Here is a 24,795-nt window from a genome sequence, read left to right on the forward strand (position 1 = left end):
TCAACGGGGGTAAATTCGCCGACCGTTGTGGGTGATAACCCGGTGCACGCGGTGGCGGTTAATGTGCCTGTCAGCCGCATTGAGGGCCGAGGCTTCAGCTCTGCCGGTCGGTCGCATCGTACAGCGATCGGATCTCTAACTCGTACTTTTTACCAATTACGGATTTGGCTAAGCAAAGGGTGCTCCCCGACTTTTATCCCATAAAGAAGCACCGCCTGCAGCAAGGGATGCTATGCGAGCGAGCTCAGCGTACCTCCATCTGGCCTGCCCCAGTAAATGGATGCGACTTTGATTTTGCAGGGCCTCGAATATGCGACACCAGCGCGAAGCTTTTGCCACTATTCCTCGTATGTCATCTTCTGTACGTCCGAGTGCCATCGCAATCAGTTCGATAGGGGACCCGTCAGGGACGAGATTCTTCAATTGCGCTAGATCTTCATCAGTCCAGGGTTTATCGCCAATTTGGTCCGTCATAAGCTCGCGTCCTTTGCGCGATTGAGCGCGAGGTCTAATCCCCTCTGATGAGCTTACTACGTTGGGGTCCGACCGGTGTTTATCAACTGCGAAACAGCTGTGATGAGCTGCGCTGGGGCGAAGGGCTTCGTGAGCACGATACTATTTGGCACGCCCCTCGAAGCCCAATCGGCGGCGCCGTGTCCGGTTATGTAGACTACTCCAGTATCTGCGTTGATCTCGCGAGCACGACGCGCGACATCCCAACCATCGACCTTTCGGCCAAGATTTACGTCAGTGACCAGAGCCCGATATTTCGGCTCATCCGCGTCCAACAGTTTAATCGCTTCTTCGCCGGTCGAAACAACTGTTACATCGTATCCGCCGTCTTTCAGGGTTTCTTCCAACAACGCCTGAAGTAGCATTTCGTCCTCGACGACAAGGATGAGTATTTCATCGTTCACAGTGCACCTTTCTGGCTGGTTTGGGTCGCTAGAATCCTGCGCGGCCCAATGGGAAACGTCACAGCGGAAATCGCGGGGAGCCGGCGGTTGAAGAACGCGTGGTTCATGCTTTCATACCCCCAATGCTCAGAAGGTCTTTATCGCCGCGGCCGCACAAATTGACGACCATCAAATGCTCTTTTTGTTTTCGCGGAGCGAGGGTCGTGACCCTTGCCAAGGCATGTGCCGGTTCGAGAGCTGGAATAATACCTTCTAGCTCTGCGCAAAGGTAAAGCGCGGACACAGCTTCGTCGTCCGTTGCAGAGATGTACTTTACGCGGCCGATGGCATCGAGCCATGCATGTTCGGGTCCTACTCCCGGATAATCAAGACCGGCCGAGATTGAGTGCACATTCTCGATCTGGCCGTCGTCATCCATCAGCAGATGGGTCCGATTTCCATGAAGAACGCCGGGCCGTCCCCTGGCGATGGACGCTGCATTCATTCCACTTTTGAGCCCACGACCCGCAGCCTCTACGCCATACATTTCAACCGTGGGCTCATCGAGAAATGGATGAAATAAGCCGATCGCATTAGAACCGCCCCCAATGCATGCTACCAATGAATCGGGAAGGCGGCCTTCAGCCTCGATCATTTGCAATCGCGTCTCTTTTCCGATGACGCACTGGAAATCCCGCACCATCGCAGGATATGGGTGAGGCCCTGCCACGGTGCCGATGCAGTAGAAGGTATCGCCCACATTAGTGACCCAATCACGCAATGCTTCATTCATCGCGTCTTTCAGAGTTCTCGAGCCCGTCTCAACTGGTCTGACGTCTGCGCCGAGAATTTTCATTCGGAGGACGTTGGTCTGCTGTCTCTCAACGTCCAGAGATCCCATGTAGATGACGCATTGGAGCCCGAAACGAGCGCATAACGTGGCAGTTGCCACGCCATGCATACCAGCACCGGTTTCAGCAATAATTCGCTTTTTCCCCATGCGCCGTGCGATCAGGATCTGACCGAGCACGTTGTTGACCTTATGGGCACCGGTGTGATTCAGCTCGTCACGTTTAAAGTAGATTTTTGCACCCTTGCAGTGGTGCGTCAGCCGTTCAGCAAAGTATAATGGGCTGGGTCTACCGACATAGTTTTTGAGATAGAGAGCCATCTCGGTCTGAAACTGATCGCACTGGCGCGCCTCGCGGTACACACTCTCCAGTTGAAGGACGAGCGGCATCAATGTTTCAGGCACGAAGCGTCCACCAAACGAGCCAAAGTGGCCCCGGTCATCGGGCCCTGAACGCAAGGATTCCGCGTGTTCAATCATCATTAACTCAACTCAAAAGAGGTGTGCGTATCGCAGGAATTTCTCAGAACAGTCAGATTCCGCTGGACGCTTCGGTTACTGAGCCTGCGGCTATCTCGTCAGCTGAAAAAGGATGCTGTAAGCGCCTTTGACCGACGATCGGCGCAAGATGGTGCTCACAGTGACTTTCGAATGAAATGCCCTGAAGAACGACCATCTCCTCGTAGCCGCCTGTCTCATCGAACGTCTTGTTCAGAATTTGAATAGGGTCTTGGTCATACCCCACAAAGTATTCACGAAACGCCCGCGCCGCTCTTGACGGCGTTTCGACTAATCCGGGTCGACATGGATCATCGCCTGCCCAACGGATTATCGTACGGAACGCGGCCTCGACTTCTTCCTGAGATGGTGCGGCGGTTTCGTTGGCCGGGGGCTTGGAGTGAATAGTCAAGGTCGTCTCCCTTTGCCCGAGCAATATATGGCTGCGGAGTTGCTGCCCGAAAGGCAGCAAAATGAATCCCCCGGTCGTGAGGGCTCGACGACCGGGGAAAGTACTTGCGTGAACTGGCAGCGGGGCGGCTGCGTGATCCACGCAGAACTTTCTACGATGGCGCAATGGAATCAGATCACTGCTGGCGACAAAAAGTTTAGGTTTGTACGGCGATAGACCACATGCCTGCTTAAGTGCTGGATTGGTGACAAGAATTGACGCTTTGGGAGCGGGAGGTACCGCCCGCATCGCCCGAAGGATTTCTGCGTCAGGCTTCGCTTTTTCCAATACTAGCGTGCTGCGATAAAAGCCGCAGAGCTTGTATTATACGTTATCGAGGGTTCGTTCACGGTTCTCTCGCCTCCGCATCCGGGTACGGCGCGCGGAGGCGACGGTCCAATCCTGCATTCGCAAATTATTGATGCCGTCTTCGTACCTAACGAGTCTCGCTGTTAAAATAGCGGTGAAGCGCATTAACGCTCGGTCAACAGATCCAATTTAATCTGCTGATTTAATGCGCGGATAAAGGGGAAGAAAATGGGTTCCGCATGCAGCAAGTGTCGCGAAGATACGGCGCTCCCTTTTGAGTTCAAGATGGCTTTCCAACCTATTGTCGATCTTTCTGCGCAACGTGTCTGGGGGTATGAAGCGCTCGTGCGAGGCGTAAATGGAGAGTCGGCATTATCGGTCCTAAACCAAGTGAATGAGCATATCCGGTACCAGTTTGATCAGGCCTCCCGAGTCATGGCCATCGAGACGGCAGGTGCATTGTTCGCGGGAAGAGATTTGCGACTATCGATCAATTTTATGCCGAATGCGGTCTATGAGCCAAGTGCGTGTATCCAGAAGTCTCTCGCCGCAGCTAAGCGAGCTCATTTCCCGCATAAAAACTTGATGTTCGAATTCACGGAAAACGAAAGGATGACAGATCCTGCGCACGTGCAACGGATCATAGATGCTTATCGCAAATTTGGCTTTTGGACGGCGCTGGACGATTTTGGCGCGGGATATTCCGGACTTGGCCTTTTGGCACGATGGCAGCCGGACCTAATAAAGATTGATATGGAATTGCTGCGAGACATCCATCTTAGCCGCGCCAAGCAAGCAATCGTCGCGGCTATAGTTGGTATTGCCCGTACGCTCGATATTCAGGTGCTCGCCGAGGGCGTGGAGAACGAACAAGAGCTAGTGGTCTTAAGAGCTGCAGGCATCTCATTGTTTCAGGGATATCACTTTGCCAAGCCAGCTCTGATGGCGCTGCCGGATGTTCATGTGCTTGGCGAACCGATCCACATAAGCGATGCAATTTGATCGTTTTTGTCTGTAAGCTATCTGTAAGATTAAAAAGAACATGCAGACCATGCTGTTTCGTCTAGCATACTACAGTACAAACTTGATCAGAAGATCAGCTAGCCCTGATAAAAGCGAACTTCGCAGTATTGTGCGGACCGCGGGAGCCAATAATCAAGACCGCGGAATAACGGGCGGTCTTATGTTTAATCGCGATTACTTTGGCCAGGTTCTTGAAGGAGATCGATCTGCAGTATCAGAGTTGTTCTGTAGGATAGCGAGAGATCCGCGCCATCGTAACATCGTGATCGTAGAAGCATCGGCCGTGGATAGGCGATTATTCCAACGATGGTCCATGGGGCTCGCGGAAAAGACGGAGACCGCAGAGAAAGTGAACTCTAATTTCGGGCTTGATCGCGGATTTGATCCATCCAGAATGGATGCTTGTAACTTCTCAAGTTACATTCTTGAAATGGTTACTCTGGAAGAGCAGTTGGTTTCAGTCTTGATCCCCACATGAGAGGCGTGTAGGCGGCGTTTTAGGGGTATGGATTGTATCTATGTATCATAAGATACGACGGCCAAATCCGAATGTGCCTCGACGATGACGTCGGAAGTTTCCGTGGCTATGTCAGAATTAATCGGCCCGGTTTCACGACATGATCAAGGGTCCGACGCTCGTCGATCTTGTGCGCCTGGCAACTCGTTCTCGCTTGGCACACGCACCTTGGGCTTTTCCTTGATGACTCGTTGCTGGTGGCCTGGCAGGGTTTTGTTGTCAGCCTGCGCCCGTTTGTTGTCGGCCGGCTGTTCTCCGCCTCTGTCTGTCCGAACAATACCTTTGCCCTTGTTATCTGGCATTGCTGACTTCCTTGGGAGGGGTGATACGCGGCGAGCACCCGGCGCTAGGAGCGACGATAAGCCCCGAGGGCGCGTGGACCGCCGCCGCAGGATGACGTAGGAGCGACGGGGGCATTTCCGGAGGGGTACATCCGCCCTTTCCATTCGAACGTCGCTCGTCCACTCCAGTTCCGAAACGAAAGCAGAAATCAGCCCGACAGGCGCGGGGCATTTCCGGTTACGCCTACTCCGGCCGGGCGTAGCCAGCCGGTAGTCGGGCACGGTCACGCTTCCGATTTGTTGCAGCCAGCGCTGGGGAACCTTCCCGCGCCTCTTCGTTCGCCCAAGAAATCCATGCAACGCAGGAAATAGAAATGTCGAATAAGAACGGTTCTCATAGCGAGCCGTACGTTTTGGACCAGAAGAACGATCCGTCCCCAACAAAAGGCACCGACAAGCCGTGGGAGCGTCCGGGACAGAAATCACAAAACCCTAGCGAGCCAGACGCACCTAAGCCGGACCTAGACCGGTGGAATAAGAGTATCCAAGGCAAATAGAGAAGGGGCTCGTCGCAAGGAAGCGTTGAGCCACGGCTACCCGCATAGTGCAGCCTGCCATGACAGTCTTCCCCGATCACGGATATGGCGAACACACGTTTGATACTAAGCGAGGTGCCTTAGAGGCAAGGTCAGGCGTCCGCGGCGTGCCAATAACGGAAACGCCCGCTTAGGAGTTTCCCGGCTTCTTACGAGGATTTCGACGATCCGATCCAAGCATTTGACCACAAGTCAAACGTCAACCAAAATTGTAACTGAGTGGATGGGAGATATTTTTGAGCACCTTCATTTTCATGCTGACTCCGGAAACAGCAACTGCGATCGGCGAGCGCATGCTAACGGAACTGTCTAGCAGGTTTCCGGAGCACGAGTTCGAATTTGCCGAGTCCGAAATGGATGATTTGGAAAACGCGATCTTGCCGATCCTAGACGACGAAGAGCGTCCCGGTCGCTACACATGCCCGGAAGATTCCGAAGTTGAACGCGTTCAGGAAGCCTTTGGCCGCTTACTAGCGGACTCGATCGAGTGGAAAGCGTCGTAAAACGGGTGTCGCAAAGGCTTAAGACCTCGGCGTGACCCTCGCAGGCCCTGCCCCGGGTAAGGCGGTAACCGCATTGAACCGAAGCGCTCGCCCTGGCCAAACACGAAAACGCTAAACCCATTATCGCTCGGCTCGACCGTTTCTCGCGTCGCGTTAGCTTCATCGCCCAGATCATGGAGCAAGGGACGAGGGCACATTGTATCCGGCCCAACGACTGTACTATTACGCATCCGGCTGGCCGGTTTCGAAACACGGGCACCTTAAAGGCACGCAGAATGATGTCTCTGATCGCCGAGGTGACGCCGTCGATTTACCACATAAAATGGAAGCCATTCCGCCTACGATTGCGACTCTAGCGATGGTTTCTCGACCGCTGACCGGTCTGGACGCGCTCAATTCGCTTGCGCACAGCTCGCCGCCGGCTATCTTTTGCCGTTGTTCGGCTTTGTCACAACAGGTTTAGCCGGGTGGCTAGCAATACTCGGATCCGGCTTCAAGGGCATGGAAGCGCCTGATACCGACAAGTGTGCCTGAATCAACAGGGTGAACGTTGGAGCTGCGGAATATCCGCGCGAGATGAACTGACCCGACATGTAGAGGCCGGCAACCTGATCGCGGCTAGGAGGGGCAACGGAGTTGGTGCGAGCGGGCGATCCAAAATTTCGGATCCAAAACGTTAAATACCGTTTGCCACGCAGGCAGCCTTCCGTGCTGATGCGATGGGAAAATGCTCTAAGCAGCGCAGGGATTCCGGAATAAGTGAAAAATGCCTCTAACACCTTCGGCATGTCAACATGCGGTCAATCGAGTTGAGCGATGATTGATGGGGATGTCTGGTGTTTCTCCGACAAACCCAGGAGATTGGCTCATGCCCAGACAACTAGTTGTCGCCTACTTGCGGTCTCCGCAGCCAACCTGGGAAATCCCTTTGAGTGATGAACGAGAAGAACGTAATGCCCCCCCGAGCCGACACAAGGGCTAGCCTGCTCTGAGCGTACACTCTACCCACGAGCCGCGGATGCCGAATTCTCGAAAAGGGTTTTGTTCGATCGAGCACGCTTGTAATCCTGCGAAGTACTGAGCGTCAGCAGGGCTTCGCAAGTGAAATCTCAAGTGTGATGCTGGCAATTGACTTCGCGCGAGCCATACAGCGCCAGAGAAAATCTGCACTAAGACATTGGGTATTCCTCTAAGCCCGCAACTCCGAAGTCAAATTTAGGCGACACCGTAACAAAACGAGCGCGCAGCATAGGGCTCGTATATTTCTTCACTCCCGCGGGCGCTTCGTTTCGAAGGTTTCGACGATCCGATCACTGTCAATGATCTGACCGCCAATCAAGCGCTCATCAGAATGTTACTCATTCCTGTGGAAGTGTATCTTCTGACCTTCGACTTGTGGGCCGGCGCCGAAGTTTGACCATCTCGCCAACAAAGATGCCGCACTGATCATTAGTCGTCCCACATCACGGCAAACAAACTGGTCGTTACTCCGAAACCTGTCTATCGGCTTGTCAGTTTCGTCCCCCCTTTATGACAGTGGACTTCAATTTCAAACGCGCGGCGCTTCGGTAATGAGCATCGAAAAAATCCGTAGGTCATTGCCGGCTAAAAGGCCGGCGGCTTAGCTGAACATCTTGATCGCGACCACGACGATAATGGTTGCCGCGGCCATGTACCCATAAACGATGAGTCTGCGATTGATCTGCATGGTTCAGTGCAGCATAAACAGAAGCAGGCTTGCCCCGAGAAGTGCAACTCCGGAATGGCAGGCACAGAGAAAGCCGTTACAAACGCGCTTAAGCTGGATCGACGACATCGCGCACTCGTGAATATACTGAAGCTATGATGCGCCTGGACTAATTAAAAAATTTCCGAATCTTGCGATTTCCATTGCCGGGCTCCGCCCAGCGTTTTCCCGAACAGCTCACACCTTGCAGCGAATGAAATTGGTGAGTCCGGATAACGACTTCCGGCTGGTTGGCGTGCAATGAATGCGTTCAGTGGTTACGCAACTTTCGCGTAATGAGCCGTTATGGAACGTTGGTCATCGCTTGGAGATGCGATCCTGATCCAAGCTGAAGTGGAAAGCAGTCTTCTTGCTCGCTGAAGAGTGGACGATCGGAAGCTAGGATAAGTCGGGACGGTTACGTCGCCTCAAGAACATTTTTCGCTGGACAACTAAGTCGCCAGATCAGCCCTGTTGATGCATAGCTAAGCTCAACTTTTCCGCCCAGACTCATCTCAGTCATTTTCGTGATAACAGTTGTGCCAAAGCCACGATTGGCTGGGCGCGCGACAGGTGGACCGCCTTTCTCAATCCAGCTCATCGTGAAATTCTCCCTGCCGTCGTCTCCATCAAGGCGCCATGAGATTTCAACGCGACCATTGTCAACCGACAAAGCACCGTGCTTGACCGCGTTTGTCGAGAGCTCGTGGACCACCATACCAACAGACTGAGCAGCTGAAGGCGCCAGGCGAAGCCGGGGGCCTTCAACCGTGATCCTTTGCCCGATCAATTCGGCAAAATGCGCGAGTTGTCCGCGAACGAGATCCGACACATCGACGCATTTCCACTGACCGACCACCAGCAAGTCGTGGTTCACCGCCAGAGCCTGAATCCGGCTGGAGAAGCGAAGAAGAAAATCACTAGAGTTTGAGGCGACCGTCTGCTGGGCGACGGCCATCACGACGCTGAGGATGTTCTTTGAACGATGGTTAACTTCATTCATCAGCAAGCGAACTTGTTCCTCGGAACGCTTGTGAGCCTCCGTGCGCTCCAGCACCCTTTGCTCTAGTGTATTGTTAAGTTCGTAAAGTTGCTGCTGGGCTAGACGCCGCTCGGCGACCTCAGCCATAAGCGCGCGGTTCGCGTTTTCGAGCTCACGCTGTTTCAGATAAAGCTCGACCAGCACCGCAACTTTTGATCGAAGGATAGCCGGGTTGATTGGCTTGTGCAGATAGTCGACGGCTCCGCTATCGTAGCCTTCGATCACATGCTGGTCTTCATTATAATAGGCCGTGAGGAATATGATGGGTATCTCGGCGTTTTTCTTGCGCTCCCTGATCATCTGGGCCAGTTCGAAGCCGGTCAGGCCGGGCAGGCGGACATCGAGAATCAGGACCGCAAATTCGTCGGCCAGCAGCGACAGAAGAGCCTGCTCGGCGGACTCCGCTCGAACAAGCCGATAACGCGGCGCGTCCAATACGCTTTCCAGGACCGTGAGATTTCTCGGTTCGTCGTCGACGATCAATATATTGATGAGGTCGCTGGTCTCCGGGCTCGTCGAAGCTGGACGGGCCGTCGTATCGCTTTCAGTCAGCGGAGCTTCTTCCACGTAACCGCTGGTAGCCGATGGCAGGTTCATCTGCGTTTGCTCATGCTTCAACGGTGCAGCCATACACGCATCAACGAAAGAAGCTGATCTGTATTTACTGGTTTTGAAATGTAGTCGCTGGCGCCGGCTTCAAGGCACTTCTCGCGATCGCCTTTCATCGCCTTCGCTGTGAGCGCGAGTATCGGAAGCGTATGAAAGTCAGGAATTTTGCGAATCTCGCGAATCGTCTCGTAGCCGTCCATTTCCGGCATCATGATATCCATCAGGACGAGACTGATGTCGGGAGTCTTCTGTACGATCTCAATGGCGGTTTTACCGTTGGTCGTACTCACGACATCCACGTCGTGATTTTCGAGCAGGGATGTGAGTGCGAAGATGTTTCGGGCATCGTCGTCGACAATGAGCACTTTGCGTTTCTGAAGAATTTCGTTCGACCCGTGAAGCCGGCTGAGCATCGCCTGTTTCTCTGGCGGCAGGTCGGTTATCACCCTATGAAGAAACAGCGCGGTTTCATCGAGCAGGCGCTCCGGTGACTGAACATCTTTCAGAACGACGCTCTTTGCCATCGTCTTGAGTTCAAGCTGCTCGTCAATCGTCAAATTCTTGCCGGTGAAAACGACGATCGGCACGGTTGCCAACGCTGGATCGGCATGCAGCTTCTTTAGCAGCTCAAAGCCGGTCATGTCGGGCAGTCGCAGATCGAGCACGACGCAATCGAAGTGCTGCTCCCGCATGGCTTGCAGCGCCTTTTCTCCATTCGCCGCGGTTACAAGCTCGATGTCGTTATAACCCAGCAGTTCTACAATGGACTGCCGTTCGATATCGTTGTCTTCAATCACCAGGAGGCGCTTTGTGCGCGTGACCGTGAAGTTCTTGAGGCGGTCGAGCGCCGTCTCCAGTGAGGACGTGGTAGGCTCCTTGATGAGATAGGAAAATGCGCCATGGGAAAGACCATGCTGGCGTTCCTCGTCCAGTGTAACGATCTGCACCGGTATGTGCCGCGTCGTCGGGTCGAGCTTGAGTTGATTGAGCAGCGTCCAGCCCAGCATGTCTGGCAGAAATATATCGAGAGAAATGGCTGCCGGGCGGAATTGCCGGGCCAGGGAAAGCCCGGTCGCGCCTCTGGTCGCAACGATGCCTTTAAAGCCTTTGTCGTGAGCCAGTCCAAGGAGAATGCGAGCGTAGTGAGGGTCGTCCTCGATGATGAGCAGTACGGTATCATCTCTTTCGATGATGTCGCGATCATCGTCGATATGCTCTTCCCGCCCGACCGGCATGACGATGAGTTCGCGGGAAACCGGCGCGCGGACCGCGGATCCGTCAGCAACCACATTTTGGGAGCTGTCGCGGCCCGGGAACTGGACGGGCAGGAACAGCGTAAAGGTGCTTCCCTGGCCGTAGATGCTGGTGAGCTTAATTTCTCCCCCCAGCAGGGTCGCTAGCTCGCGGCTGATCGCGAGGCCAAGTCCGGTGCCACCGTATCTGCGCGAGGTGCCAGCGTCTGCCTGCTGGAAAGCTTCAAATATGAGTCGCTGCTTGTCGGGCGCAATACCGATACCTGTGTCTTCCACGGAAAAGGAGACAACTTTCTCGGCCTTGCTCAGGACGGGATGGTCTGTACTCCAGCCCTGGGTCACGAGTTCAGCACGGACATGGACATGCCCGCGTGCGGTAAATTTCACGGCGTTGGAGAGTAGGTTCTTGAGAATTTGCTGGAGGCGCTTGTCGTCGCTTTCTATCAAACGGGGAAGATCGGCTGCGAAATCAATTTTGAAGGGCAGGCTCTTCGCTTCTGCGACATGACGGAAGTTGCGTTCGATATTGTCGCGCAGGCGATCAAACGGAATTTCCTCAACTTCGACGGTAACCGTACCAGATTCGATTTTCGACAGATCGAGAATGTCGTTGATCAGGTTCAGAAGGTCGGAGCCTGACGAATTAATGTTGCGGGAGAACTCGATCTGCTTGTCCGACAGATTGCCCGGCACGTTCTCAGCAAGCTGTTGACTGAGTATCAGGATCGAATTGAGCGGTGTCCGCAGTTCGTGAGACATATTGGCCAGGAATTCGGACTTGTACTTCGAGGTAAGCGCAAGTTCGATGGCTTTTTCTTCCAGTGCAAAGCGCGCCTGCTCGACCTCCGCGTTCTTTCGCTCGACCTCGGCATTTTGATCTGCGAGCAGCTTTGCCTTCGTCCCCAGTTCCTCGTTGGTCTGCTGCAGCTCGATCTGGCGCGACTGCAGTTCGGCGGTCAGTTGTTGCGACTGGGTCAGTAGCCTTTCGGTGCGCATGGTCGCTTCGATAGTGTTGAAGACTGCGCCAAGGCTTAGGGTCAGTTGTTCGAGGAATGCGAGGTCGACTTCGGTGAATGGCTGCAGCGTTGCCAGTTCGATCACAGCCTTGGTCTGTCCCTCGAAGAGAACCGGCAGCACCACCACGCTCACGCGTGTAGCCTTGCCAAGGCTGGACGAGATCGTGAGATAATCCGGTGACACGTCTCCCAGCAAGATCGTCTTCTTTTCGATTGCGGATTGGCCAACCAGGCCTTCGCCGAGGTCGATGGTTTCGCGTGGCCGGACGCCGCCGCGCGCATAGCTCGAAAGCAGCTTGAGCTTGGTGTTTTCTTCATCGCTGTCGAGGTGATAGATCGTGCCTTGGTAGGCTTTGACCAGCGGACCCAGCTCGCTCAACAGGATATCTCCCACCGTGCTGAGTTGTCGCTGGCCCTGAAGCATGTTGGTAAATTTGGCAAGGTTGGTCTTCAGCCAGTCTTGTTGCCGATTACTTTCGGTCGTATCGCGCAGGTTGGCGATCATCGTGTTGAGGTTGTCTTTCAGCTCGGCGACTTCGCCGCGAGCCTCGACCTGAATCGTGCGCGTGAGATCGCCTTTGGTGACAGCGGTGGCGACCTCGGCAATTGCGCGAACCTGAGTAGTCAGATTTGCCGCGAGCAAGTTGACGTTGCTGGTGAGATCCTTCCATGTGCCTGCGGCGCCAGGGACGTTAGCTTGGCCGCCTAATCTTCCTTCCACGCCGACCTCGCGCGCCACGTTCGTCACCTGATCTGCAAACGTCGCGAGTGTGTCGGTCATATTGTTGATGGTTTCGCCGAGGGCCGCGACCTCGCCCTTCGCCTGCACGGTGAGCCGCTGGCTCAGGTTGCCGTTGGCGACAGCGGTCACCACCTTCACGATGCCGCGAACCTGGTCCGTAAGGTTGGAGGCCATGAAGTTGACACTGTCGGTCAGATCCTTCCAGGTACCGGCCACGCCGCGGACTTGGGCCTGACCTCCGAGCTTGCCTTCTGTGCCGACCTCACGCGCCACGCGTGTGACCTCGCCGGCGAACAGGTTGAGCTGATCGACCATCGTGTTGATGGTGTTTTTCAGTTCCAGAACCTCGCCCTTCACATCTACCGTGATCTTGCGGTTGAGATCGCCGCGCGCCACTGCCGTAGTGACTTCCGCGATATTGCGCACCTGGGTCGTCAGATTGTTGGCGAGACCGTTGACCGTGTCGGTCAGGTCCTTCCAGGTGCCGGCCACTCCCGGAACGGCGGCCTGACCTCCGAGCCGGCCTTCGGTGCCGACCTCACGGGCCACGCGTGTCACTTCCGATGCGAAAGAACGAAGCTGCTCAACCATCGTGTTGATGGTTTCTTTGAGCTGGAGAATTTCACCGCGCACGTCGACCGTAATTTTCTTCGACAGGTCGCCGCTGGCGACCGCAATGGTGACCTCGGCGATGTTACGGACCTGACCGGTGAGGTTTGAGGCCATGTAGTTGACGTTATCGGTGAGATCCTTCCAAGTGCCGGCTACGCCGGGCACTGCGGCTTGGCCGCCAAGCTTGCCTTCGGTGCCCACTTCGCGTGCGACGCGGGTAACCTCGGACGCGAAGGCTGAGAGCTGATCAACCATCGTGTTCATGGTTTCCTTCAGCTGCAGAATCTCGCCTTTCACGTCCACCGTGATCTTGCGGCTCAGATCGCCGCGCGCGATGGCGGTGGCAACGTCCGCGATGTTGCGAACCTGACCTGTCAGGTTGTTGGCCATCGAGTTGACGTTGTCGGTGAGATCCTTCCAGGTGCCGGCCACGCCGGGTACCTGCGCCTGACCGCCGAGCTTGCCTTCGGTGCCGACTTCGCGTGCGACGCGGCTCACCTCAGCGGCGAACGAGCGAAGTTGATCGACCATCGTGTTGATCGTTTCCTTCACTTCCAGGATCTCGCCGCGGACGTCGGCGGTGATCTTTTTTGAAAGGTCGCCGTTCGCAACAGCAATGGTGACCTCCGCGATGTTGCGGACCTGACCTGTCAGGTTGTTGGCCATCGAGTTGACGTTGTCAGTGAGATCCTTCCAGGTGCCGGCAACGCCGGGCACCACAGCCTGACCGCCGAGTTTGCCCTCGGTACCCACTTCGCGCGCCACACGGGTGACTTCGGACGCGAAGCCATTGAGCTGATCCACCATCGTGTTGATGGTATTCTTCACTTCCAGAATTTCGCCCCGCACGTCGGCGGTGATCTTTTTGGACAGATCGCCGCGCGCCACGGCGGTGGTGACTTCGGCGATGTTGCGGACTTGACCGGTGAGATTCGACGCCATGAAGTTGACGCTGTCGGTGAGGTCCTTCCAGGTTCCGGCGACGCCTGGCACCACAGCCTGACCGCCGAGTTTGCCTTCGGTGCCGACTTCACGCGCCACGCGCGTGACTTCTGCGGCGAAGCTATTGAGCTGATCCACCATCGTGTTCATGGTGTTCTTGAGTGCGAGAATTTCGCCCTTCACTTCGACGGTAATCTTTGAGGAAAGGTCACCTTCGGCGATAGCTGTCGCCACTTCGGCGATGTTGCGAACCTGACCGGTCAGGTTGTTGGCCATGGAATTGACGTTGTCCGTGAGGTCCTTCCAGGTGCCGGCGACGCCTTCGACCGCCGCTTGTCCGCCAAGCTTGCCTTCGGTACCGACCTCGCGCGCTACGCGGCTGACTTCGCCCGCGAAAGCGTTAAGCTGATCGACCATCGTATTGAGAGTAATTTTCAGCTCAAGAATCTCGCCCTTCACATCGACGGTGATCTTGCGCGACAGATCGCCGTTGGCCACGGCGGTTGCCACATCCGCGATATTGCGGACCTGGCCGGTCAGGTTGGACGCCATCGAGTTGACGTTGTCGGTCAGATCCTTCCAGGTGCCGGCGACGCCGGGCACCACAGCCTGACCGCCGAGTTTGCCTTCGGTGCCAACTTCGCGCGCCACACGGGTGACTTCGGACGCAAAGCCATTGAGCTGATCCACCATCGTGTTGATGGTATTCTTCACTTCCAGAATTTCGCCCCGCACGTCGGCGGTGATCTTTTTGGACAGATCGCCGCGCGCCACGGCGGTGGTGACTTCGGCGATGTTGCGGACTTGGCCGGTGAGATTCGACGCCATGAAGTTGACATTGTCGGTGAGGTCCTTCCAGGTACCTGCAACGCCGGGCACGGCAGCCTGGCCGCCGAGTTTGCCCTCGGTGCCGACTTCGCGCGCAACGCGCGTGACTTCCGCCGCGAAACCATTGAGCTGATCCACCATCGTGTTGATGGTGTTCTTAAGCGCGAGGATTTCGCCTTTTACATCGACCGTGATTTTACGCGACAGATCGCCTCGCGCGACGGCGGTTGTCACATCGGCAATATTGCGGACCTGTGCGGTTAGATTTCCGGCCATGTGGTTGACCGACTCGGTGAGTTCCTTCCAAACACCGGACACACCCTTGACCTGGGCTTGGCCTCCAAGCTTGCCCTCAGTACCCACTTCGCGCGCCACCCGTGTCACCTCGGAGGTGAACACAGAAAGCTGCTCGATCATGGTGTTGACGAGATTAGCCGACCGCAAGAATTCGCCTTTAAGCGGCCGCCCGTCTACCTCCAGTTCCATGGACTGCCCAAGGTCACCCTTTGCCACGGCCCCAATGGTGCGCGCCACCTCGGTGGTAGGCCGCACTAGATCGTCCAGGAGGGTGTTGATAGAGTCGGCCTGCTCAGCCCATCCGCCGATCGCACCCGGCAGGGTCATGCGCTGCCTGAGGCGCCCCTCTTTGCCGACTGTCCCGCTTAGCCGCGCCACCTCTCCAGTGATCCGGCCCTGGTGTGCGAGGGTTTGGTTGAAAGCCTCGGCTATTCGTCCATCCGTGCCGGGCCAATCTCTCGGTAAGCGCACCGAGAAGTCGCCATCCCGAAATGCCACCATCGCCGCGAGAAGCTGCCGCGAACGCATTGCCGCGGCATCGTCAATCAGGTCTCTGGCCTCGCCGTTGCCTCTTGCGATGGCCAAGGGTTTCTTGCGATTTCTCGGGATCGTCGTTTCGCTCATGGGTCACCGGTAAATGCGATCGCGACATAACATGCGGTGATCCGTGCCTGACGGCAATCGTCCTTCATTCCGGCACTGCCCATTCATTGCGAGAGACACCGATCAACGTGGAGCATTACAATTCTGTAGGAATAAATGCTGCAGACGAGGTGGGCAACATCACCGCGGCCCGACTTACAATCTGACCGATTCCGGAAACTTTCGTTCCAGGATATGGTTCCATGGCCGGAACAAAAAGCGCGCTTAAATTTTGTTCCCGCAACTGAGAATTGTTCGACGGCACCCTGCCAAAAGTACTTTCCCGCACGCTTGCTCGGCGCCCTTCGCCATCTTTGCCGGGTGGTATAAGCCAACCCTCTCTGGAGGGGCCGTGCAGCCGTCGTGCGTTTGGATCTCTCAAAGAGAAATGGCCTTGCCCAATCACCGGTAAGGCCATTCAAGCGTTAGCGAAGCAGGATGATCAGCAAAATCAGCAACAATGGAATTCCAAGTAGGTGCGCCCTTCAGGCTTTTGCGCACCACGTCCATCAATCGATCACATTGCCGCTGGTACGTGGACGAGCCGATGCATTGATTGTCTCGCTATTGCGCTTGCGTTGGTCAATTTGTTTCGGGAGCGTCAGGACACCGGGCGCTATTACACCACGGCAAATCTGCTGAGATGCAAGGGGACCCTACTGCTGATTATTTTGGTTGTTGAGGACGAAGCGCGCAGCGGCTGATTGCCAAACATTGAAACCCATCATTCCCGAAGGGTAGAGCCGCTCCGAGGCGGTCGCTTTATCGTTCAGAATCGCGGCGGCGGAGCTGAACTTTCTTATCACAGTCGATTTGTCTCCTTTAGGAAGGAGACGGAGCAGTGCCTCGTTATCATTTTAATATTCCACGATCGTGTTTATTGGGACGACGTGGGGGAGGACCTGCCGGACCAGGATGCGGCTTGGGTCGACGCGACCCGTACCGCCGGCGAGATGATCAAAAACCTCGATGGCAAGCTGAAACCGGGCCGGGACTGGCGCATAGAAGTAACCGATGAGTTTCAAAACCCTCTTTGGGAGATTCGCGTCAACGCCGAAAAAAGGTAGATGTGAGGGGCAGCTAAAGGGATTAAGAACGCCACAGCCGCCGGTGATTAAGGGATTCGCGTTCTCTCCGGCAAGGCGCAAATTGGAACATTACCGCTCGCCCTGGTAGGTGGCGGTGACTGAGAGCATTGAGCTCTTTATTGCGGTGAAGCCGCATGCTAACCGACGACCGGGCGTAGGCGCGCCTGTTACTTGTCCCAAGTACAAGCCTCCGCGCGCAATGGTCATAAAGACCATTCATCTAGGTTTTTCATTCTTCGAGGACCGGATCGATTATCAGTGCCTGAAGTGCGGCGCTGAAAAAAAACCGAAATCGCAAAATAGGCAGCGTCAGGCCGATGCTTGCTCACGATCATTAGCTCGTCACCGGTAGGATCAGTTCAGGCCCCTTATTCCTGCCATTTCCCACCTGTTTATCGACCGGGAATATCTCGAGCCATTCGTCGGGGCAGGGCGCCAGCAGCGCCAGCAGTTCGTCGTTGCTCGCGGACTCTTCGCCCAGCCACTTTGCCCAGTCGCTTTCGCCCAAGATGCAGGGCATGCGATTGTGGATCTCGGCCATGGCGTTATTCGGCCCGCAGGTGAGGATCGTGCAACTCAGCACCTCTTCACCGTTCAGCGGATCGCGCCAGGTTGACCAGAGGCCGGCCATGACCATCGGCTTTCGGCCGGCCATGAAGATGGCGTAGGGCTGTTTCTCCCTGCCCTTCTCGTCGAGTTTCTTCCATTCGTAGAAATTGGTCATCACGCACAGGCAACGCTGCCCGCGCTTCCATGCGTCCTTAAACGCTGGTTTCGTCGTGAACTCTTCCGAGCGGGCATTGATCGTCGAGTACTGAAGCTTCGTATCCTTCGCCCACGAGGGGATAAGTCCCCACTTCATCATCCGCGGCGTCCGCTTCCCGTCTTCCGATCGGATCGCGGTCATCATGCGCTCCGTCGGCGCGAGATTATGGTTGTACTCGTAGTTCGGCGCCGGGGCGTCTGAATCGAACTTCAGCCGGATTTTGATTTCCGACCAGTCGTCAGCAAGGCGCGCGCGGCCGCACATCAGCGTTCTCCGGGATAGCCATACGACGGCGGGTCGCTGGCTGAAATTTTGGTGGGACGGAGTGCCACAAGGTGGCTTCGCTTATATGGGTAGCCGCGGACCTTCGAGCAATCCTGGCAGCGCATCCACCGCTCAAGCTCGTGAATGGGAGTTTCCTTCGGCTGCCGGACGATTGTCAGGTTCACCGTGCTGTGCATCTCGCAGCCCAGGCACTTCACTTCAAGATACCGATAGCCCGCGTTCAGGGCGTCACCGAGCGTCGGGGAGGGTTGGGCCGGGCCGTGATAGCCCAGCATCCGAAGTGTCCAGGCCTCACAGGCGAGCCGATCAGCCTTCAGGCGCGCTTCTACTGCGCGCTCCGCGGCCGCGCGTATGGAACTGCCGAATAGATATTCCCGCGACTTCGATCCCATTACGGACCACCAAGCAGTTTGCCAAGGCGATCGACGTCTTCGGACGTCGGCGCGCTGTCCTTACCGATGATCGCCGCTGCCTCGTCGATGCGCTGCTGAGCCCTCAGAATGCCTGTCTCGTCGACTCGGGCGAAGTCGTCCACAGCCTTGTCGTCGGCGTAGCGGGACTTGGTGCGTCGGAAGAACGAGATTTTCATGAAGGACATTCAAGCGCACGCGAGGGCGCAGGTAAATAGTCCTAGATGTGGTTGTGGAAGCGTGAGGTCGTACAGCTGGTCGGGGGATGGAACGCGATCGATCTGGTTGAGCTTGTCCTACTGGCATCCTTCGGCGGCGCCGCCAGGGGCGAGGGCCGCAGGATGAATCCCAAATGTGGAACGCGGGACGACTAAACTCGTTGCCATGCATTATCTAGGAGATTTGCATGGCGCCGCGTGCTTATTGGAAGGGCTCTCTGAAGCTCTCGCTCGTAACTTGTCCAATCGCTCTATATCCTGCTTCAACGCAATCCGAAAAAACCCACTTTCACCAAATCAACACCAAGACCGGCCATCGGCTTAGACAGCAGATGGTCGATGAGCGCACGGGGCGGGTGGTTGATAAGGAACACAAGGGAAAGGGGTACGAGCTTTCAAAGGGCCGCTACGTCGAGATAGACGATGATGAGCTCGACGCGATCAAGCTTGAGAGCACTCACACCATAGAGATTGACGACTTTGTGCCTGCCGAAGATATCGATGAGCGGTATCTGGACAAACCATATTACATCGTCCCGAGCGGAAAAGAAGGCGCGGATGCGTTTGTTGTGATCCGTGATGCGATGAAGCAGAAAGAAAGAGTTGCGCTGGCGCGGGTCGTCCTTTCCAATCGAGAGCACATCATTGCGCTAAAGCCTTTGGGAAAAGGTCTATTAGGCACAACACTGCGCTATCCGTATGAACTGCGAGATGAGGAAGACTATTTCGACGACATTCCGAATCCGCGGGTATCTAAAGACATGGTCAAGCTGGCGTCTCACATCCTTGATACAAAAGCCTCCAAATTTAACCCCGGCAAGTTCAAGGACAAATACGAGGCGGCTTTAAAGGCCTTGGTAAAGCGTAAGGCGGCTGGGAAGACGATTGAGGTGCCTGAAGAAAAAGAAGATCGTGGCAACGTGATCGACCTAATGGAGGCCCTTAAACAGAGTTTAAAGGGCAAGAAGAGTGCCGCACCGCGCGCAAAACGGAGGCGTACCGGCGGGCGGAAACGAAGGGCGGCTTAGCAAGCTTGGCGTTCACTTCCGCGCGTGTTTCAATTCGTTCTGAATCTTCTCCATCTGCCTTTTCCAGCGAAGCTCCTCAGCCTCGAAACGTCGATCAAGCGCCGCGCGCTCGGTTTCCATCTCGCGAAGCCGGTTCTCATGATCTCGCTTTGCTTTTTCTCTTTGGGCCTCGGCTTTGGAGATGGCTCGCTCGCGGCGCTCACGTTCAGCTTCAAGTTTGGCCCGTTCCCGATCTCGCTTCCGTTCTTCCCGTTCGTACTCCTTTGCGGCCTCTCGGGCGGCCTTGTCATCCAGAGCGCGCCCGCGCTTAATTGGCGTCGAAGGGGGCTTTCGCGAGCCCCGCTTGTGGGCTGGAAGCGATGCCGGGAGCTCCGCCTGCTCTAAGAAGGGCCCATCAGATCCAACAGGGCGCTTCAGCACTACGCCGGGCCTTTTCATTGTTGCGGCGACGACGTCGATATCATCCACCTCTTGCGCAAAACCTTGGTGGAATAAGTTGTTCTTGGATCCCCAGGCCTCCAATGCTGCTTTCATCGACGGGGCGGCTACGGCCAGATCGAAAAAGCCCATCGATGTCTGGTAAGTTTTGAGCTTTCTAGGCATGCCAACGCTCCGGGCTCGGACTCCAAATCCGCCAACAGATGATTACCTAAGAACTATCGCATGTGGAGTATCGTGATGCCCGGGCCAAGAACGCCGCGGGAATTGTCGAATCGGATGGCCGAGCAAAGGGCAGGTCGCCGGCCGGGACGACGGCTACGTCCGGGAGACGTTCACCCAGCCTCGAGAAAAAGCCCGCCAGACGGCAAGGGCATTCCTCGATGAATACCCCAAACAGGCTTACATGTCGGAGGTTGAAACCTGGCGTGAGTTCCCCGGCGACGAGATCGAATTTTCCATGCGAAGGCTGAAATCTGTGGATTAGGGAACGCAACATCCGCGACGGAATTAGCGGTCATGAGCCGAGCTTTTGTCAAAGAGTCCGACACCGTCGATGAACTTCCCGACCGTATCGTATCGGACCACCCGAATTACGTGACGGTGGAAGGCCTTGACTTAATTGAACGCACAATCGCCGAACTTCAAAGCAGGCTGGCCCAGGCGCAGATGGATGGTGATCGTGACGCGCTTTCGGCTATATCCCGAGACCTCCGTTACTGGGACAACAGACGCGGCACCGCGATGGTGGTCCAGATGCCGGACAGCGCTACGACCGTGAGGTTTGGAGCCACGGTCACGATCAGGCGCGACGACGGCCGAACGCAGGACCACCGGATCGTGGGAGAAGACGAAGCTGATCCTACCAAAGGGCTGCTGTCCCATGCGTCGCCACTGGCCCGAGCCTTGCTCGGGAAAGCCGTTGGTGACACCGTCGTGGCTGGTCAGGGGACGGCTGAAATTGTGTCAATTGGAGACGCTTCGACGACATCAGAACGTTAGTCGATGCCCGCCTCGTGCCCCTGAACACTCGTGTTTGGGTTCCTTATTGCGGGGAGGGCACTCGCGAATGCATTCGGGCACGCAGTGGTGAGGAACTTTTCCTGATAGCCGGATTCTTTGCGATATTGATCGCATCTTGAATTTTCGGCTTGCTTCATCGCCGCTCCGAGATTTTTGTTTAGGTCACGAAGGCTTACGATTCTGCGCTCCCCGCTGTCGCGCGGTTATCTTTTAGCAGCGTCCTCAGAAAACTGCCCCCTATCGATCAGCCGCTGCAGTTCTGCTGCCATTTTTCGATACGCTTCAGCCGTATAGATGTTTGCCTGATTACTGGAAACGGCAACGGGACCCTGCGAGCCGCGCCGTTCTTGCCTCGAAGTGCGCATGCGCACGGCAGGAGTTTGCTTCGGTCGTATCCCGTAGAGCAGCGCGCTTGTTTCAACGGTCCGAGACGTACTGCGTTTCCGGGCGCGGACCTTTCTGCCGATTTCGTTCGTCGGAGCTGCACCTCTAGAAAATCATAACCACGATCGGTGCCTCGGCAGGCCCCGGCTCATAAGCGTGCTGCTGAAGCTGGCGGCGATGAAAAGATCACGGTGACATCCTCGAAGCTGACACGGCGCTAGACCAAGGCGCGAAACTTAAAGAATCTTCCGAGATCACGCCGGAGCAAATCCAGCACTTCTTCGATCGCGAAAAAGATCTCGAGCCTAACAAGTGAGTGAAGTGCTGCGCTGGGGCAGGGCCGAGGACGTTCACTAGCTGATCCTCGACGGAATTGAGTACGCCCGGGCGCATAAGTTGCGATAAGTCGCGATCAAGAATGCACGTCTCTGCAGGGAGCGATGCGCGCGCAGTCCATAACATCTGATGTACGAGGCCTCACAGCCGCAACGCCACGGCGACAGCCAGCGCGAGCGCCAGGGTCACGAGTGCGAAGGCAAGAGGCCACCGCAGTGCTGCGACGGCGCGTTCCCCGCGCACCATGACCCGCAACGGCCAAAAGCGGATGTCTATACGGTCTGAATCCACGGCAAACCTCCATTCATAATATAGGTTTATATTCCTACATCACGAATGTCAACGGGGATGTCTGTTCACAGGTTTCGTTCGGATGCGCGATCGTTTCCAGTTGAGTTAGTTACGCCGCAGTCTAGCGCTTAATTCTATCAAGCTTTTTGGCTGGGCTTTCACTCTTTATTGCTTCGATCGCACATGCTCTCACCCGAAAATAGCGCTGCGCAGTACGTCCGCATGTCAACTGACATGCAATCCTATTCGATCGCAAATCAGTCCGATGCCATTCTGATTTATGCTGCACGCAGAGGATTGACGATTGTGCGCAGCTACGAGGATGTCGGACGAAGCGGAGTGCGCCTTGACGGCCGCGCAGGGCTCCAGGCTCTGCTGTCCGATGTGTGTTCCGGAAGAGCAGACTACAAGACTGTCCTTGTCTACGATGTCAGCCGCTGGGGGCGCTTCCAGGACAGCGATGAGAGCGCACATTATGAATACTTATGCAGGCAAGCAGGGGTCAACGTCGAGTACTGCGCTGAACAGTTCGAAAATGACGGCAGTTTGACCGCCGCACTCCTGAAGAACATCAAGCGTGCGATGGCTGGAGAATATAGTCGAGAACTGTCCGTCAAAGTGCAAACTGCGAAGATCCGTTTGGCCGTGAAAGGCTTTCATCTCGGGGCACCTCCAGGTTACGGCCTTCGCCGCATGCTCGTCGATGAACACCGGACGCTCAAGGGTGAGCTTCGCCGAGGTCAATGGAAAAGCATTCAATCGGACCATGTTATTTTGATCCCAGGTCCGCCAAACGAGTTAGCAACTATCGAGCGCATCTACGAAATGTTTCTCGATCAGGAATTGGACGTACGCAAAATCGCAGAACAATTGACGACCGAGGGAATCCCTGCTGCATCAGGAGGTCCGTGGACTTACAATACAGTGCGAGCAGTCCTGTCGCATGAAAAATACATCGGGACTGCTGTATATAGCCTGACGTCGAAACCAATCGGTAAAAAATGGCAACGAAATCCGAAGAAGGATTGGGTTCGCTATGAGGACGCGTTCGAGGCCGTTGTACCTAAGGATCGATTCAAGAAGGCGACTGAGCGGCTAGAGCAACTGGCCCAACCCCTGACAACGAACTGGATGCTTGATTGCCTAACGGCACTTTGGTGCCAGCGCGAACATCTCAGCTCAGAGATAATTAGCGAATCAAAAATAGCGCCCAGTTGCCACACATATCAGGCCTATTTCGGGAGTTTGTCTAAGGCGTATCACTTGATCTGCTTCAGGAACCGGGAGAGCCTTGGATACAACGCAGACCTCCGCAAGCAAATTATCTCCGAAATGAAAGCGGAGATAATCCGCCGAGGGGGAACAGTTGAGGTCTTCCCTTGGAACAAGCATGTCATCGTAAACGCAGAGCTCAGAGTCAGCATACTCATTAGCCGACTAAAAAACACGGGTCCGCGTATCTGGCAGTTTGGCTATAGATCTGGGACGAAACCCGACATCGTCGTGGGCGCGAGGATCATGAGGCGAGGCGGGCGGGTTGAGGACTATTTCATTCTGCCCTTTATGTTATTGCCGCACGGAGCGTGGATCACGACGAGCGCGTCTAGTGGGGCAAGGCTCGATAGGTTCCGAACGAATAATCTGGAGCCGCTTTATCAGCTCTGTGCGCGCACAAAAGCCGTTGCGCCCCAATGGTAGACCTACGAGATCAGAGAAGGGCGGAAACTCGTAAGCGCAGGGTGCTGGAGAAGCTTGGAGGTGACCAAAGAGAGGTTATCAAGCACGGTCGGATCGGCCGGTTGTTGGAGCAACTAAGAGATGTCGTTGCAGATGAGACATTTAACAGATTTATACATACGCGTGGAATTCAATCAGTTCCAAACATTCTAGGCCCTCAATCGTCGCTCCCTCCAGACCTTGATCGTAGTCTGGCGTTTGTTGTTTCGTGGAGGTTCTTTGCGCCATTTCTGTACGACCCTGTGACAGCAACCTATCTGGAAATGCGCTGGCCAGGATTGATCATTGAAATGAAGGATGTCTTTATTGACCTAGTGGCAGATGGACCATTTCCTCATGAGCCGCGGGGGCGGGATCGGCGGTCATTCTGAGGTTGACAGCCGAGGCGTTATGCGTTCGACAGAGCTATGCAAACTTTCCTGTCTTTTCTTTTTTGTCTTTGCGCAACTGGAGCATTTGCGATAACCGGCAGCCGCTCCGCGCCGAGCGGCGATGTTGCGCGATCTATCGTCACCGTCGTCGCAGCCGGCGGCGGCGTCTGCACCGGCACGATGATTGCGCCGAACATCATTCTGACCGCCGCGCATTGCATCGCGCCCGGCACGGCCAATCGCGTGATCGATTATTCATCGAAGCCGCCGACGCTGATCGCACCGCAGCAGGTCGCGGTGCATCCGCAATACAATGCACAATCCACCGCGGCGCACCGGGCGACGGCGGATGTCGCGCTGCTGCGCTTGTCCGCGCCGATGCCCGGCAAGTCCGCTGCGCCTGTAGGTGTGCCGCGCATTCCCTTTACGCCCGTCTCGCGCTTCACCGTCGTCGGCATCGGATCGACAGTCGCCGGCAGCGATTCCGGCGTGGGCACTGCGCGCGCCGCGCCGCTCGCCGTGACTGGCCAGCCGGGTACGTTGCAGGTGCGCCTAGTCGATCCACAAACCCAGAACAGGAGCGCGGGCATGGGTGCCTGCACCGGAGATTCGGGCGCGCCCGCGTTTGAGGATCAGGATGGCCGCAGCGTCATCACCGGCGTGGTGAGCTGGTCGACCGGCGCCAACAACGCCGCAGGCTGCGGCGGCCTTACCGGCGTCACGCCCCTCACATCATATAGAGACTGGATCGTAAAGACCGCGCGAAGCTGGGGCGCGGGGTTGTGAT

At 56.0% G+C, this 24,795-nt stretch carries 18 protein-coding genes and 2 pseudogenes; 9 read left to right on the plus strand and 11 right to left on the minus strand.

Translation table 11 applies throughout. The annotated features are described in order from the left end of the window. Positions 1-530 precede the first annotated feature (530 nt). The 3 genes and pseudogenes from ACP7AL_RS24060 to ACP7AL_RS24070 form a co-directional block, all read right to left on the minus strand. Positions 531-917, minus strand: a complete 387-nt coding sequence (locus tag ACP7AL_RS24060; protein ID WP_425994941.1) for a response regulator — start codon at positions 915-917, stop codon at positions 531-533. 103 nt (positions 918-1,020) lie between these two features. Beyond that, positions 1,021-2,229, minus strand: a complete 1,209-nt coding sequence (trpB, locus tag ACP7AL_RS24065; protein WP_425994943.1) for a tryptophan synthase subunit beta — start codon at positions 2,227-2,229, stop codon at positions 1,021-1,023. 124 nt (positions 2,230-2,353) lie between these two features. Beyond that, positions 2,354-2,656: pseudogene (locus tag ACP7AL_RS24070) on the minus strand (GTP cyclohydrolase I); the annotation flags it as partial. 576 nt (positions 2,657-3,232) lie between these two features. Between ACP7AL_RS24070 and ACP7AL_RS24075 the strand changes: the two are divergent. After that, positions 3,233-4,006: an EAL domain-containing protein gene (locus tag ACP7AL_RS24075; RefSeq protein WP_062329203.1), complete on the plus strand. Its 774-nt coding sequence runs from the start codon at positions 3,233-3,235 to the stop codon at positions 4,004-4,006. A gap of 49 nt (positions 4,007-4,055) precedes the next feature. Next, on the plus strand, positions 4,056-4,505 hold the full coding sequence (locus tag ACP7AL_RS24080; protein WP_425995201.1) for a BLUF domain-containing protein: 450 nt from the start codon (positions 4,056-4,058) through the stop codon (positions 4,503-4,505). Between the two features lie 143 nt (positions 4,506-4,648). Here the strand turns inward: ACP7AL_RS24080 and ACP7AL_RS24085 are convergent, their stop codons facing one another. Continuing rightward, on the minus strand, positions 4,649-4,846 hold the full coding sequence (locus ACP7AL_RS24085; RefSeq protein ID WP_059369826.1) for a hypothetical protein: 198 nt from the start codon (positions 4,844-4,846) through the stop codon (positions 4,649-4,651). 811 nt (positions 4,847-5,657) lie between these two features. Between ACP7AL_RS24085 and ACP7AL_RS24090 the strand changes: the two genes are divergently transcribed. Continuing rightward, positions 5,658-5,924 carry a hypothetical protein gene (locus ACP7AL_RS24090; RefSeq protein WP_425994946.1) on the plus strand — a complete coding sequence of 89 codons (267 nt, stop codon included), beginning with the start codon at positions 5,658-5,660 and terminating at the stop codon, positions 5,922-5,924. A 2,144-nt stretch (positions 5,925-8,068) separates the two neighbouring features. Here the strand turns inward: ACP7AL_RS24090 and ACP7AL_RS24095 are convergent. Both ACP7AL_RS24095 and ACP7AL_RS24100 read right to left on the minus strand, forming a co-directional pair. Next, positions 8,069-9,322, minus strand: coding sequence for a response regulator (locus tag ACP7AL_RS24095; protein WP_425994948.1), 1,254 nt, complete (start codon positions 9,320-9,322; stop codon positions 8,069-8,071). Next, positions 9,307-15,519, minus strand: coding sequence for a HAMP domain-containing protein (locus ACP7AL_RS24100; RefSeq protein WP_425995203.1), 6,213 nt, complete (start codon positions 15,517-15,519; stop codon positions 9,307-9,309). Before ACP7AL_RS24100 ends, ACP7AL_RS24095 begins: the two co-directional genes overlap by 16 nt. Before the next feature lie 818 nt (positions 15,520-16,337). Between ACP7AL_RS24100 and ACP7AL_RS24105 the strand changes: the two genes are divergently transcribed. Then, complete coding sequence (locus ACP7AL_RS24105; protein ID WP_425994950.1) at positions 16,338-16,700, plus strand: DUF6894 family protein; 363 nt, start codon at positions 16,338-16,340, stop codon at positions 16,698-16,700. 355 nt (positions 16,701-17,055) lie between these two features. Here ACP7AL_RS24105 and ACP7AL_RS24110 read toward each other — a convergent pair whose 3' ends face one another. The 3 genes from ACP7AL_RS24110 to ACP7AL_RS24120 are packed head-to-tail and all read right to left on the minus strand — an operon-like array spanning position 17,056 to position 18,361. Further along, on the minus strand, positions 17,056-17,751 hold the full coding sequence (locus ACP7AL_RS24110; protein ID WP_425994952.1) for an SOS response-associated peptidase: 696 nt from the start codon (positions 17,749-17,751) through the stop codon (positions 17,056-17,058). After that, positions 17,751-18,164, minus strand: a complete 414-nt coding sequence (locus ACP7AL_RS24115; protein WP_425994954.1) for a hypothetical protein — start codon at positions 18,162-18,164, stop codon at positions 17,751-17,753. The genes ACP7AL_RS24110 and ACP7AL_RS24115 overlap by 1 nt, the downstream gene beginning before the upstream one ends. After that, positions 18,164-18,361, minus strand: a complete 198-nt coding sequence (locus ACP7AL_RS24120) for a hypothetical protein (protein ID WP_425994956.1) — start codon at positions 18,359-18,361, stop codon at positions 18,164-18,166. The genes ACP7AL_RS24115 and ACP7AL_RS24120 overlap by 1 nt, the downstream gene beginning before the upstream one ends. Positions 18,362-18,588: 227 nt before the next feature. Here ACP7AL_RS24120 and ACP7AL_RS24125 point away from each other — a divergent pair, with 227 nt between their 5' ends. Next, a complete protein-coding gene (locus ACP7AL_RS24125; RefSeq protein ID WP_425994958.1) occupies positions 18,589-19,428 on the plus strand; it encodes a Ku protein in 840 nt (279 codons plus the stop codon). 12 nt (positions 19,429-19,440) lie between these two features. On the opposite strand, the gene ACP7AL_RS24130 is transcribed toward ACP7AL_RS24125, so the two are convergent. Next, positions 19,441-20,031 (minus strand): cell envelope biogenesis protein TolA, encoded by a 591-nt coding sequence (locus ACP7AL_RS24130; RefSeq protein ID WP_425994960.1) that lies wholly within the window; start codon positions 20,029-20,031, stop codon positions 19,441-19,443. A 75-nt stretch (positions 20,032-20,106) separates the two neighbouring features. On the opposite strand from ACP7AL_RS24130, the pseudogene ACP7AL_RS24135 reads away from it, so the two are divergent. Next, positions 20,107-20,353: pseudogene (locus tag ACP7AL_RS24135) on the plus strand (hypothetical protein). A 32-nt stretch (positions 20,354-20,385) separates the two neighbouring features. Next, positions 20,386-20,868 (plus strand): transcription elongation factor GreA, encoded by a 483-nt coding sequence (gene greA, locus ACP7AL_RS24140; protein WP_425994962.1) that lies wholly within the window; start codon positions 20,386-20,388, stop codon positions 20,866-20,868. Positions 20,869-21,750: 882 nt separating this feature from the next. Here greA and ACP7AL_RS24145 read toward each other — a convergent pair. Then, complete coding sequence (locus ACP7AL_RS24145) at positions 21,751-21,900, minus strand: hypothetical protein (protein ID WP_425994964.1); 150 nt, start codon at positions 21,898-21,900, stop codon at positions 21,751-21,753. Positions 21,901-22,083: 183 nt separating this feature from the next. Here ACP7AL_RS24145 and ACP7AL_RS24150 point away from each other — a divergent pair, with 183 nt between their 5' ends. Together ACP7AL_RS24150 and ACP7AL_RS24155 are read left to right on the plus strand one after the other, a co-directional pair. After that, on the plus strand, positions 22,084-23,598 hold the full coding sequence (locus ACP7AL_RS24150; protein WP_425994966.1) for a recombinase family protein: 1,515 nt from the start codon (positions 22,084-22,086) through the stop codon (positions 23,596-23,598). Between the two features lie 446 nt (positions 23,599-24,044). Further along, positions 24,045-24,794, plus strand: coding sequence for a S1 family peptidase (locus tag ACP7AL_RS24155; RefSeq protein ID WP_425994968.1), 750 nt, complete (start codon positions 24,045-24,047; stop codon positions 24,792-24,794). The last annotated feature ends 1 nt before the right edge of the window (position 24,795 follow it).

It is taken from the genome of Afipia sp. DC4300-2b1, from assembly GCF_049895725.1.
Lineage (GTDB): Bacteria > Pseudomonadota > Alphaproteobacteria > Rhizobiales > Xanthobacteraceae > Afipia > Afipia broomeae.